This is a genomic window from Maricaulis maris, assembly GCF_049116555.1.
GTDB classification, from domain to species: domain Bacteria; phylum Pseudomonadota; class Alphaproteobacteria; order Caulobacterales; family Maricaulaceae; genus Maricaulis; species Maricaulis maris_C.
The window spans coordinates 192,648-205,364 of sequence record NZ_JAGDYT010000008.1 but is presented as its reverse complement, the minus strand read 5'-3'; the positions used below and the strand labels follow the sequence as shown (position 1 = coordinate 205,364).

General features: G+C 64.9%; 10 protein-coding genes. 7 read left to right on the top strand and 3 right to left on the bottom strand.

The features are described from left to right. The first annotated feature begins 39 nt into the window (after window positions 1–39). Window positions 40–1,689 carry a phytoene desaturase family protein gene (locus JXQ94_RS11455; protein ID WP_421923925.1) on the top strand — a complete coding sequence of 550 codons (1,650 nt, stop codon included), beginning with the start codon at window positions 40–42 and terminating at the stop codon, window positions 1,687–1,689. A 71-nt stretch (window positions 1,690–1,760) separates the two neighbouring features. Here JXQ94_RS11455 and ppa read toward each other — a convergent pair whose 3' ends face one another. From ppa to JXQ94_RS11440, 3 genes are all read right to left on the bottom strand, one after another. Then, window positions 1,761–2,288 (bottom strand): inorganic diphosphatase, encoded by a 528-nt coding sequence (ppa, locus tag JXQ94_RS11450; protein WP_421923924.1) that lies wholly within the window; start codon window positions 2,286–2,288, stop codon window positions 1,761–1,763. Between the two features lie 110 nt (window positions 2,289–2,398). Continuing rightward, entirely contained in the window at window positions 2,399–6,928 is a 4,530-nt protein-coding gene (gene gltB, locus JXQ94_RS11445; protein ID WP_421923923.1) for a glutamate synthase large subunit, read from the bottom strand. Further along, window positions 6,925–8,334, bottom strand: a complete 1,410-nt coding sequence (locus JXQ94_RS11440; RefSeq protein WP_421923922.1) for an NAD(P)-dependent oxidoreductase — start codon at window positions 8,332–8,334, stop codon at window positions 6,925–6,927. Before JXQ94_RS11440 ends, gltB begins: the two co-directional genes overlap by 4 nt. Window positions 8,335–8,747: 413 nt before the next feature. On the opposite strand from JXQ94_RS11440, the gene moaA reads away from it, so the two are divergent. The 6 genes from moaA to glp are packed head-to-tail and all read left to right on the top strand — an operon-like array spanning window position 8,748 to window position 12,666. Next, complete coding sequence (moaA, locus tag JXQ94_RS11435) at window positions 8,748–9,761, top strand: GTP 3',8-cyclase MoaA (RefSeq protein WP_421923921.1); 1,014 nt, start codon at window positions 8,748–8,750, stop codon at window positions 9,759–9,761. A gap of 4 nt (window positions 9,762–9,765) precedes the next feature. Continuing rightward, the gene (locus JXQ94_RS11430) at window positions 9,766–10,017 is read left to right on the top strand and encodes a MoaD/ThiS family protein (protein WP_421923920.1); all 252 of its coding nucleotides are present in this window, start codon (window positions 9,766–9,768) and stop codon (window positions 10,015–10,017) included. 3 nt (window positions 10,018–10,020) lie between these two features. Further along, a complete protein-coding gene (locus tag JXQ94_RS11425; RefSeq protein ID WP_421923919.1) occupies window positions 10,021–10,491 on the top strand; it encodes a molybdenum cofactor biosynthesis protein MoaE in 471 nt (156 codons plus the stop codon). Further along, the gene (gene moaB, locus JXQ94_RS11420; RefSeq protein ID WP_421923918.1) at window positions 10,491–11,000 is read left to right on the top strand and encodes a molybdenum cofactor biosynthesis protein B; all 510 of its coding nucleotides are present in this window, start codon (window positions 10,491–10,493) and stop codon (window positions 10,998–11,000) included. Before JXQ94_RS11425 ends, moaB begins: the two co-directional genes overlap by 1 nt. Continuing rightward, window positions 11,000–11,485 (top strand): cyclic pyranopterin monophosphate synthase MoaC, encoded by a 486-nt coding sequence (moaC, locus tag JXQ94_RS11415; RefSeq protein WP_421923917.1) that lies wholly within the window; start codon window positions 11,000–11,002, stop codon window positions 11,483–11,485. The genes moaB and moaC overlap by 1 nt, the downstream gene beginning before the upstream one ends. Beyond that, window positions 11,482–12,666 carry a gephyrin-like molybdotransferase Glp gene (glp, locus tag JXQ94_RS11410; RefSeq protein ID WP_421923916.1) on the top strand — a complete coding sequence of 395 codons (1,185 nt, stop codon included), beginning with the start codon at window positions 11,482–11,484 and terminating at the stop codon, window positions 12,664–12,666. The genes moaC and glp overlap by 4 nt, the downstream gene beginning before the upstream one ends. The last annotated feature ends 51 nt before the right edge of the window (window positions 12,667–12,717 follow it).

Sequence of the window (12,717 nt, the reverse complement as noted above, 5' to 3'; positions counted from 1 at the left end):
CATTGTGCTTTTTCCGGTTCGCGGCCAATCTCCTGCGCCATGAACGCCCTCAAGAAAACCGCCCACACCCCTGCCGGCGGCGCCCGTCCCGACCGTGACATCATCATCGTCGGTGGCGGCCATAATGGTCTGGTCTGTGCCGCCTATCTGGCCAAGGCCGGGCTGAAAGTGACCGTGCTGGAACGCCGCGACACGGTCGGCGGCGCCGCGGTCACCGAAGAATTCCATCCCGGTTTCCGCAATTCCGTCGCCAGCTACACGGTCTCGCTGCTCAACCCGAAAGTGATCGCCGATCTCGATCTGCACGGGCATGGCCTTGAGATCGTCGAACGCCGGATCGGCAATTTCCTGCCGCTGGAAGACGATCGTTATCTGCTGGCCGGTGACGCACTGACCCGCGAGCATCTCGCCAAGTTCTCGCCCCGCGATGCCGAACGGCTGGGGGAGTATGAAGCACGCCTTGAAGTCGTCGCCGACACGCTGCGCGCGCTGGTCCTGGAGACCCCGCCCAACCTCTCGGAGGGGAGTTTCCTGGGCGCCATTCCGGAATTGCTTAAGGCCGCCAATCTGGGTGGAAAACTGGGCAATATGTCGATGACGGCGCGCCGTGACCTGTTGGACCTCTTCTCCAAATCGGCCGGTGACTGGCTGGATGGCTGGTTCGAGAGCGACGCCATCAAGGCGCTGTTCGGTTTCGACAGCATTGTCGGCAATTTCGCCAGCCCCTACACCCCGGGCAGTGCCTATGTCCTGCTGCACCATCTGTTCGGCGAGGTAAATGGCAAGAAGGGCGCCTGGGGTCATGCCATCGGTGGCATGGGCGCCATTACCCAGGCCATGGCGCGCTGCTGCGAGGCCCGCGGCGTCGAGATCCGCACCGGATGCGCGGTCGACGATGTCCTGGTCGATGACGCCGGACGCTCGGGCGCGGTCAGACTGGCAAGCGGCGAGACGCTCAGCGCCCGGGCGGTCGTCTCCAACCTGAACCCCAAACTCCTCTTCGGATCACTGATCGACCCGGCGGCCCTGCCCGATGATTTCAGCGAGCGCATCCGCCATTATCGCTGCGGGTCGGGCACATTCCGGATGAATGTCGCGCTGGACCGGCTGCCGAGCTTCACAGCCCTGCCGGGCGAGGGCGATCATCTCACCGCCGGCATCATCATGGCGCCGTCCCTCGCCTATATGGAACAGGCCTATGTCGACGCCCGCCGCGATGGTTGGTCGACGGCCCCCATCATCGAGATGCTGATCCCCTCAACGCTGGACCCGACCCTGGCACCGCATGGCCAACATGTCGCCAGCCTGTTCTGTCAACACGTCTCGCCGGAGCTGTCGGGCGGGCGCGACTGGGATGATCATCGTGACGACGTCGCCCGGGTCATGCTCGACACGGTCGAGCGCTGGGCGCCCGGCTTCAAGGATAGCGTGCTGGGATACCAGGCCCTGACGCCGAAGGATCTGGAACGCACATTCGGTCTGGTCGGTGGTGACATCTTCCACGGTGCCCTGAGCCTGGACCAGCTCTTCTCGGCACGCCCGGTGCTCGGTCATGCCGACCATCGCAGTCCGATCAAGGGCTTGTATCAATGTGGCTCCGGCACCCATCCCGGCGGCGGAGTCACCGGTGCGCCCGGCCATAATGCCGCCCGTGAAATCCTGAAGGATTTCGGCAAGCGGATGGGATAGGCGCGCCGGCGCACAGAAAAGCCCCGGACCAGCCAGTCCGGGGCTTCTTCATGTCAGCGAAGCAAGCGGGTCTAGCCCTTCTCACGCTCGATCGATTCGACGATCAGCTCGCGCGCCTTGGCCGCATCGCCCCAGCCAATCACCTTGACCCACTTGTTGGGCTCGAGATCCTTGTAGTGCTCGAAGAAGTGCTTGATGCGCATCAGTTGCGGTTCCGGGATGTCGTCCGGCTCGTTGACCTTGCCATAAAGCGGCGACAATTTGGGATGCGGAACAGCCAGGATTTTCTCGTCCATGCCGCTCTCGTCTTCCATCAGCAGCACGCCGATCGGACGGGCGCGCACGACGCAGCCGGGCACCAGCGTGGTGTGGCCAACAATCATCACATCGATCGGGTCACCGTCTTCCGACAGGGTGTGCGGCATGAAGCCGTAATTGCACGGATAGCTCATCGGCGTGTGCAGGTAACGGTCCACAAAGAGCGTGCCCGCATCCTTGTCCATCTCGTACTTGACCGGCTGGCCGCCGACCGGGACTTCGATGATGACATTGATGTCTTCAGGCGGATTTTCGCCCGCGGAGATTTTGTCGATCCGCATCACATGCTCCTTGCGACTGGTCCGGGCGATGTCTTACGCCCGATCTCTGGCGCGACCAATGCCTGTGTTGCGCCGCAATATCAATTCTTGAGGTGCGAAAACTGGACCAATCAGGCCGTCTGGCTGTCATTGGCCGCTGCGAGGGCTGCCCGTTCACGCTTGACTACTTCCTCGCCACGCAAGTGCACAAAATGCTCCCGCTCCGTCGACCAGGCGGCCAGAAGACGGGCCGCCACGCGCGATCCGGTCTCTTTCGCATGGGCTTCGATCATGGCCAGGCAACGTCGCTCGGCCTCGCCTTCCAACTCGAAAGCCAGAACGGTTTCGCGGTTCAGGCGGGCGTCGAGGCGCCGGCTCGGGTCATGGATGAAGACATCGCCGCCCGTCATACCGGCCGCGAAATTATCGCCAACCGGCCCCAGGATCACCGCCGTCCCCCCCGTCATGTATTCACAGCCATTGGTGCCGCAGCCCTCGATCACCGCGTCAGCGCCGGAATTGCGCACCCCGAAACGCTGCCCGGCACGGCCGGCCGCCAGAAGGCGGCCAGCGGTCGCGCCATAGAGGCAGGTATTCCCGATAATCGCGTGTGCCTCATTGGCCTCGGTCGCGCCACCATAGGGGCGGACAATGATGGAAGCGCCAGACAGGCCCTTGCCGACATAGTCATTGGCATCGCCATCGAGCTCGATACGCAGGCCCTTGGCCGAGAAGGCCCCCAGCGACTGGCCGGCAGAACCGCGCAGGCGCAGGGTGAGATGGTCAGCCCCCAGCCCGTCCGGACCGAAGCGGCGGACGATCTCGGCCGAGGTCCGTGTCCCGACAGCGCGATCGGTATTCTTGACGCCATAATCCAGCTGCATCTTCTCGCCGCGATCGAAAGCGGGCGCCGCATCGGTGATGATCTGCTCGTCGAGGGCGGGCGCCACATCATTGCGCAACATGCGGGTCGAGCGGGCCGGCCGCTCCACCGCATCGGCCCGCGACATGATCGCGGAGAGGTCGAGATCGTCGAGCGATTCCGAGCCGCGCGAGACCTGGTCGAGCAAATCAGCCCGCCCGATCACATCTTCCAGCGAGGTGGCGCCAAGGCCAGCGAGGATCTCACGGACATCCTGGGCCAGGAAGGTCATCAGATTGACAACATGGTCGGGCGCGCCACCGAAACGGGCACGCAGATCATCGTCCTGGGTGCAGACCCCGACCGGGCAGGTATTGGAATGACACTGGCGCACCATGAGGCAGCCCAGCGCAATCAGCGAGGCGGTGCCGACGCCGAATTCCTCGGCCCCCAGCATGGCGGCAACGACGATATCGCGACCGGTCCGGATACCGCCATCAGCGCGCAGGGTCACACGTTCGCGCAGCCCGTTGAGAGACAGCATCTGATGCGCTTCCGCGAGGCCGAGCTCGAGCGGTCCACCGGCGAATTTGATCGAGGACAACGCCGCAGCCCCGGTCCCGCCGACCGAACCGGAAATATTGATGATATCAGCATTGGCCTTGGCCACGCCGGCCGCCACGGCACCGACACCGGCGGCCGCGACCAGTTTCACCCCGACCCGGGCCGTCGGATTGATTTGCTTGAGGTCATAGATGAGCTGGGCCAGATCCTCGATCGAGTAGATATCATGATGTGGCGGTGGTGAAATCAGGCTGACGCCCGGAGTCGCCAGACGCATGCGGGCGATGAAGTCGGTGACCTTGAAACCGGGCAATTGCCCGCCCTCGCCGGGCTTGGCGCCCTGGGCGACCTTGATCTCCATCTCGCGGCACTGGCCGAGATATTCCGCCGTGACGCCAAAGCGTCCCGAGGCGATCTGCTTGACCGCCGAATTCATGTTGTCGCCATTCGGCATCGGCCTGTAGCGGACCGGGTCCTCCCCGCCCTCACCCGACACGGATTTCGCGCCGATCCGGTTCATGGCGACATTGAGCGCACCGTGCGCCTCTGGCGACAGCGCGCCGAGTGACATGCCCGGCGTCACAAAGCGACGGCGGATGCCATTGATTGACTCGACCCGGTCCAGACCGACTGACGGCCCGAGCGGACGCATGTCGATGAGGTCACGCAAATGGATGGGACCCTGGGCTTTTACGGCTTCGCGGTAGGACTTCCAGGCGACCGGGTCATTATCACGGACCGCGCCTTGCAATGCGGTGATCACCGGCGCGTTCAGGGCGTGGCGATCACCACTGGAGCGCTGGCGGTAGAAGCCGCCGATCGGCAGGCGCGCCTCGCCATTCCAGGCTTTGCGATGAAGATCGAGCGTGCGGGCTTCCAGCCCCGGCAGGCCGATGCCGGATATCCGGCTGACCACGCCGGGCAGATAGGCTTCAACAAGCGCGCGAGAGAGGCCGAGCACTTCGAAATTGCAGCCGCCCCGATACGAGGAAATGATTGAAATTCCCATTTTGGAGAGGATTTTCAGCAGGCCACCGTCGAGCGCATTTTTCAGGCGCGCCGCCTGGGCACGGGCCCAGTTCTCGCCCCCGGCTTTCTCGCGACCGGCCGTGACCGTGTCGAAGGCAAGATACGGGTTCACCGTCGTCGCACCGAGCCCGATCAGAACGGCGGCGTAGTGAGCGTCGAAACACTCGCCCGCGCGCACATTGAGCGAACAGAAATTGCGCAGACCCTCGCGGGTCAGGGTTGAATGGACGGCCCCGGCCACCAGGATCATCGGCAGGGCCGCATGCTCGCTGTCCTGACGATGATCGGTAAGGACGAGATGGGCGGCGCCATCCCGCACAGCTGCGACACACTGTGTGATGACGTCATCGATGGCCTGGCGCAGGGTCTGGCCGTCGCCCGAGGCGTCCCGGATTGGCAGGAGGCAATCGACCTCCTTGACCGCGCCGCCCATATGGCCGCGCCAGCGCTCATAACTGCCATTGGACAGAACCGGACTGTCGAGCACGAGCACGCTGGCGCGCGCTTCGCCCTGACCGAGGATATTGCCGAGATTGCGGAAACGGGTCTTCAGCCCCATCACCCGGCCTTCGCGCAGCGGGTCGATTGGCGGATTGGTGACCTGGGAGAAATTCTGGCGGAAGAAATGGGAGAGCGGACGGTAGTTTTCCGAAAGCACGGCCAGCGGCGCGTCATCCCCCATCGAGCCGACGGCCTCCTTGCCATCCTCGGCCATGGCCTTGATGACCAGCTCGATATTCTCGAAGGTAAAACCGGACGCCGCCTGACGCCGCGTTCGGTCGGCATCGGAGAAGACCTGGTCTTCCGCGCCCGGACCAACGACCGTCTCCAGATCCTCCATCTCGCCCAACCAGCGCGTATAGGGATGTTGCTCGGACAGCTCGTTGAGAATGTCCTGTTCGCGATAGAATTTTCCCTCGACGATATCCAGCGCGATAAGGCGACCCGGCGTGATCGAACCACGCTCGGTGACGGTGACCGGATCAACCGGTGCCATCCCGGTTTCCGAGCCGGCGACAAACACATCATCATTGGTCAGCGCATAGCGCATCGGGCGCAGGCCATTGCGATCCAGACCGGCGATCGCCCAGCGTCCGTCAAAGGCGGCAATTGCCGCCGGCCCGTCCCAGGGCTCCATCACGGCATTGCAATACTCATACATCCGGCTCCAGCCCTCGGGCATGACATCGGCCCGCTTGGACCAGGCTTCCGGTATGAGGAGTGTCTTGGTCATTGGTGCCGACCGCCCGGCCCGCACCAGGATTTCAAAGGTCTGATCAAGCGCCGCACTGTCAGAAGCGCCCTGCTGGATGACGGGTTTCACATCGGCTTCGGCGTCGGCGAAGGCCGTCTCCGCAATGTGGACCTCATGACTGCGCATCCAGTTGATATTGCCGCGGATCGTATTGATCTCGCCATTGTGCGCCAGCATGCGGAAGGGCTGGGCCAGCCGCCATTCCGGGAAGGTATTGGTGGAGTAGCGCTGGTGGAAAATCGCAAAAGGCGAGACGAAATCCGGCGATTGCAGGTCGCGATAGAACGCGTCGATATCCTCGGCCCGGAACAAGCCCTTGTAGATGATGTCACGCGAGGACAGGGAGCAGACATAGAGATCGCGCAGGTTTTCCTCTCGGGCCCGGCGCTCGATGCGGCGGCGCACGATGTAGAGAACGCGTTCGACGGCTTCGCTGTCGCGATCACGCGGATCGCGGAACAGGACCTGCTCGATTTCCGGCAGTGTCGCCCGGGCCTTGTCACCCAGAACAGACGTGTCGATCGGCGGTTGGCGCCAGCCATAGAAGGCGAAACCCTCGCGCAGGATTTCCGCCTCGATGATGGCGCGCGCCCGTTCGCGGGCAGCGAAGTCAGTCCGCGGCAGGAAGATCATGCCGACAATCACATCGCCCCGCTCCGGCTCGTGACCCGTGCGCGACACTGCCGCCTTGAAGAAATCCTGAGGCACGCCGACCCGCAGACCGGCACCGTCGCCGGTCAGGCCATCGGCATCCACTGCCCCGCGGTGCCAGACCGCCTTGAGCGCGTCGATGGCCAGCTCGACGATATCGCGGCGGGCGCGGCCCTTCATGTCCGCGATGAGGCCGACACCGCAGGCGTCACGCTCGTCACGCGGGTCGATCAGACCGGCATGGGTGAGGGTTTTCAGCCCCTGGCGATGGGCGGCTTCGGACCAGGTCTTGTCTGTCATTCGGCCGCTCCCAGAACACGGATGCGATTGTCGAGGTAGGACTCAATCGAGTGCGCGGCATCGAGCCCGTCCTTGATCGCCCAGACCACCAGCGAAGCGCCACGGTGCAGGTCACCGGCGACAAAGACGCCGTCGAGACTGGCCATGCGGGTATCGCGATCCGCCTCGACACGACCGTCACGATGCACGGACAGGTCCGGCGCATCGAAGAGGACGGGCAAGTCTTCCGGCGTGAAGCCGAGCGCAGAGATCACCATGTCAGCCGGACGATCCCAGGTCTTGCCGGGGTCAGCCTCCGGAGCGCGTCGGCCAGAAGCGTCGGGAGCCCCCAGACGCATGCCCTGGACGCGAACGGCGGAGATCGCCTCGCCCCTGGTCAGCACGGCGAGCGGCGCGGACAGCCATTCAAAGACGACGCCCTCCTCCTCGGCATGCTTCACCTCGCGGGCCGAGCCCGGCATGTTGGCGCGGTCACGGCGATAGAGGCAGGTCACCGACCTGGCGCCCTGTCGCACTGCGGTCCGCACGCAATCCATGGCGGTATCGCCGCCTCCGACCACGACCACATCCTTGCCACCGGCGTCCAGTTCACTGTCATTGGCAGCCGGATCGCCCAGATCATCGCGATTGGAGCGGGTGAGATAGTCGAGCGCTGCCAGCACACCATCGCCTGAGCCCGGACAGGTCAGTTGGCGGGCCTGATAGACACCTGTGGCCAGCAGGACCGCATGATGTTGCTCGCGAATGTCGTCGAGACTGGCATCCCGGCCGACCTCGAAGCCGAGCTTGAACACAACCCCGCCCCTGGAGAGCCGGTCGAGCCGCCGCTGGACAACGTGTTTTTCCAGTTTGAAGCCGGGAATGCCATACATCAGCAACCCGCCAGCGCGGTCGGCGCGTTCATAGACGGTGACGGCGAAACCGCCTTCGCGCAGTCGTTCTGCGGCGGCGAGACCGGCCGGACCGGATCCGATGATAGCGACACTCTGGCCCCGTTCCGGGCCCGGCTTGAGCGGCTCGACCCACCCCTCTTTCCAGGCTGTATCGGTGATGTATTGCTCGACCGCGCCGATGGTGACGGCGCCATGCTTGGACTTCTCCACCACGCAGGACCCTTCGCAGAGGCGGTCCTGCGGACAGATTCGCCCACAGATCTCCGGCATGGTCGAGGTCGCCGCGGAGGCGTCATAGGCTTCGCGCAGACGATCCTCTCCGGCCAGCATCAACCAGTCGGGAATATTGTTCTGGAGCGGACAGCCGGATTGGCAGAAGGGCACGCCACATTGCGAACAGCGCGAAGCCTGGTCGGCCGCGGCATCGGTCGAGAAACCGCGATAGATCTCATTGAAATCCTTACGCCGTTCGCTCTCCGAGCGCTTGTCCGGATAGGCCTGGTCGATGTCCACAAATCTGAGCAATCCCGCCCCCGTCTCAGTTTCAAAAGTTCGCTAATGCAGCACACACTTCGCACTCGCACAAGTCGGCGACCCTGCGGCGAAATGGGATTTTATGCCCTGAAACAGCATTTCAGGGAATGTCATTGCCAAACAATAGCGCCGATAACGCCAATCCCGCAAATACTTCGCTCAATTGGCCCGCGAGCCAAAGCGGCAACGCGCAAGAATGGTGCATGCCTGCTCGCGAATGCCGCAGATTTGCGCCTGATACTCGCCCGAGCTGGGGACAGCATGCGCCGATCGGGAAAGTCGCAGGACGTCAGCCCGGCGGACGGCTCCCGGCCGGTCACAATCGCGTGGCGGACCAGCCTGCTCCGCCAAAACGGCTTGCCCAGCAGCAGCACACCCCCCAAATTCACCCCATGAGCCCCGCCGCCACAAGACAGCCGCTGATCGACAGCTTCGGTCGCCAGATTCGCTATCTACGCCTGTCCGTGACGGATCGCTGCGACCTGCGCTGTGTCTATTGCATGAAGGCGCAGCCGGATTTCCTGCCGAAATCCGAGCTCTTGAGTCTGGAAGAGCTCGAGCAGGTCGCCGGAGCCTTTGTTGATCGCGGCGTCTCCAAGATCCGTATTACCGGCGGCGAGCCCCTGGTCCGGCGCGATGTGGTCACCCTGATCGAACGCCTCGGCGGGCGTCTCGGTGAGACGGACGGGCTGGACGAACTGACCCTGACCACCAATGCCACCCAGCTGCCCCGCTTTGCCGACCGCCTGGCCAGCGCCGGCATGCGCCGCATCAATGTCTCGCTCGATACGCTCGATCCGGACCGTTTCCGTCGCCTGACACGCGGCGGGCAGCTTGGAGACACGCTGGCCGGACTGACCGCCGCCAGCCGGGCGGGTCTCAAGGTCAAGCTCAATGCAGTCGCCATGAAGGGCGAGAATGAGGACGAATTGCCGGATCTCATCGCCTGGGCCCATGACCAGGGTCATGATGTCACGCTGATCGAGGTCATGCCGATCGGCGATGTCGGCCTGGACCGCGCCATTCAATTCCTGCCACTGACCGCGGTGCGCGAGCGCCTCGAGCAAGACTGGACCCTGACCCCGCTGGCCGAGACGACCGGCGGACCGGCGCGCTACCACCGGGTCGAGGAAACCGGCGGCAAGCTGGGCCTGATCACGCCGCTGACCGGTAATTTCTGCGCCGGCTGCAATCGCGTCCGCCTGACCTGCACCGGTCAGCTGCATGCCTGTCTGGGCCAGGAGGGTTCCGTCGATCTGCGCAGCGCCCTGCGCGAGCGCGGCCTGGCGGGCCTCCATGCGGCACTGGACCAGGCCGTGGCCGAGAAGCCGGAAGCCCATGATTTCGACGTTCGTCCCGGCGCCGCGCCGTCCGTGACACGCAGCATGGCGACAACGGGGGGCTGACATCATGCAGATTCACATCCGCTATATGGCCGCCCTGCGCGACCGCCTTGGCGATGGCGAGACCGCTCACGACCTGCCGGCCGACGTGACCGACAGCGAATCCCTGATCGCGCACCTGACCCGATCCGATGCCGCCGCGGCGGCGTTGGCGGCGCCGGAGATTCGCCTGATCCGCAATGACCGCATCGTCACCCGCCCCAGCGCACTGGCAGATGGCGACCGCCTGGCCTTCTGCCCGCCCTTCACCGGAGGCTGAGCCATGCTGTGGGGTATTCAGGTCAGTGCGGAACCGATTGTCACCGCCGAATGCCTGTCCGCCCTCACCGGCCAGAGCCCGCATGATGGGGCTGTCGCCAGCTTTGTCGGCCAGGTCCGGGCCGATGGCGACCTGGTCGCGCTGGAACTCGAACACTATCCCGGCGTGACCGAAGCCGCGTTGAGCGCCCTGCGCGAGCAGGCCATAGCGCGCTGGTCACTCAGCCAGGCCATCATCCATCATCGAGTCGGCCGCATGGAGATTGGCGACACCATTGTGCTTGTCGCCACCAGCGCACCCCACCGCCGCGCCGCCCTGGAAGCGGTCAGCTTCCTGATTGATCGCCTGAAGACCGAAGCGCCGTTCTGGAAATGCGCTCACACCGCAAGCGGTCGCCACTGGGTCGAGGCCCGTGACAGCGACACCACCGCGTCGCAATACTGGCGCGACCAGATCGCCCAGGAGGATGCCTGATGCCCGACCGGCAACTCGGCTTTGCCGTTATGACGATTTCCGACACGCGAGACGCCGCCAGCGACAAGACCGGGCCCTGGTTGCGTGAGCAGATCGGCGATGCCGGCCATGCCGTGATCGACCATGCCATCGTGCCCGACACGGTCGAGACCATCCGCGCGCAGCTGCAGGCCTGGCTCGATGATCCGGCGATCCATGCCGTGATCACCACGGGCGGAACAGGCCTGACCGGTCGCGATGTCACACCGGAGGCGGTCAGGCCGATGCTCGACAAGGAGATCGACGGTTTCTCGGTCGTCTTCCATCAGATTTCCTTCCAGTCGGTCGGCGTCTCGACCCTGCAGTCGCGGGCGCTCGCAGGGATCGCCAAGGCCACTTATGTGTTCGCCATCCCGGGATCGATGGGCGCTTGCAAGGATGCCTGGAACGGCATTCTGCGACAGGAGTTCGACGCCTCGCACAAGCCCTGCAATCTGGTCGAGATCCTGCCGCGCCTCGGAGAAAGCTGATGAGCAATTTGACCCATCAGGACGCGGAGGGTCGCGTTCGCATGGTCGATGTCGGCGACAAGACTGTCACCCGCCGCACCGCGACGGCCAGCGCCCGCATCGAGATGAGCACCGAGGCTTTTGTCGCCGTCCGCGACGGCCAGGGGCCGAAAGGGAATGCCTGCCGGACCGCCGAGCTCGCCGGCATCATGGGCGCAAAGAAGACATCAGACCTTATCCCGCTCTGCCACCCCCTGCCGATCACCAAGGCAGAGGTCACGATCGAACCCGTCGCAGGCGAGGCCGCTTTTGCAATCACAGCCACTGTGCGTACCGACGGCAAGACCGGCGTCGAGATGGAAGCGCTGACCGCCTGTTCGGTCGCTGCGCTGACGCTCTATGACATGGCCAAGGCACTCGACAAGGCCATGCGCATCACGACGATCCAGTTGGAGCAGAAGCAGGGCGGCAAGTCCGGCGACTGGCAGCGCGAGGGCGCGACGTGATCCCCCTGACGGACGCGATAGCCCGCGTCCGCAGCGGTCTGACCGCCTGTGAACCTGAAACCATCGGCCTGGGCGAGGCCGCTGGCCGCGTCCTTTGGCAACCCGTGAAAGCCCGGCTCACCCAACCGCCCTTTCACGCCTCGGCCATGGATGGCTATGCCGTCCGGTCCGGTGATCTGGGCGAGACTCCGGTCAATCTGACCCTGGATGGCGAGTCTGCGGCAGGTCACGGCCTCGACCGGGCCATTCGCGGCGGGACCACGGTCCGGATATCCACCGGCGCGGCCCTGCCCGAAGGCGCCGACCAAGTCGTCATCCAGGAGAACACCGTCCGCAAGCATGACATCATCACGCTGAACGACACGCCCCAACCGATGCGGCATGTTCGCGCCATGGGCGAGGACTTCATCGATGGCGACACACTGCTGGATGCTGGCGCCCGGCTGACACCGGCCCGCCTGGCCCTGGCTGCAGCCGGTGGTGCAACCGGGCTGAGCGTCACCCGACGACCACGCGTCGGAGTCCTGGCCTCCGGCGACGAGCTGGTCCCGGCCGGCGCCCCGCCGGGCCCGGGACAGATCATCAATTCCAATGCGCCGGCCCTGGCGGCGCTCCTGACCCAATGGGGTGCCGAGCCGGTCGATCTGGGCATTGCCCGCGATACACCGGACGCGGTCCGGGCATCGCTGGAGCAGGCCTGTGATCTCGATCTCCTGGTGACCATCGGCGGTGCCTCGGTCGGCGATCATGATCATCTGCGCCAGGTTTTCACCGAGATGGGCGGCTCGCTCGCCTTCGAGAAAATCGCGCTCAAACCCGGCAAGCCGACCTGGTTCGGACACTTGCCTGACACGCCTGTCCTCGGTCTGCCCGGCAATCCCGTTTCGGCTCTGGTCGTCGCGGAGCTGGTGCTGAGACCCGCTGTCGAGACCCTGTCGGGCGAGACGCCCCGAGCCCGGCTGCGGCCGGCCCGACTGGCTGCCGGTCTGGCCGCCAATGGTCCGCGTGAAACCTGGATACGCGGTCGTTTCGATGCCGAAACAGGCGGGGTTCGCCCGGCCGGCCGGCAGGAAAGCGGGCTCGTCTCGGCCCTCGCAAGGGCTGAACTCCTCATCCCGCGCCCGATCGATGCCCCGGCACTGCAAGCCGGCGAACCGGTCGATATTCTTGTCCTCGACTGAGCCCGTTCACAGGCCGCATGGCAGGGGCCGCATGACAGCGAGAGCAGGCCC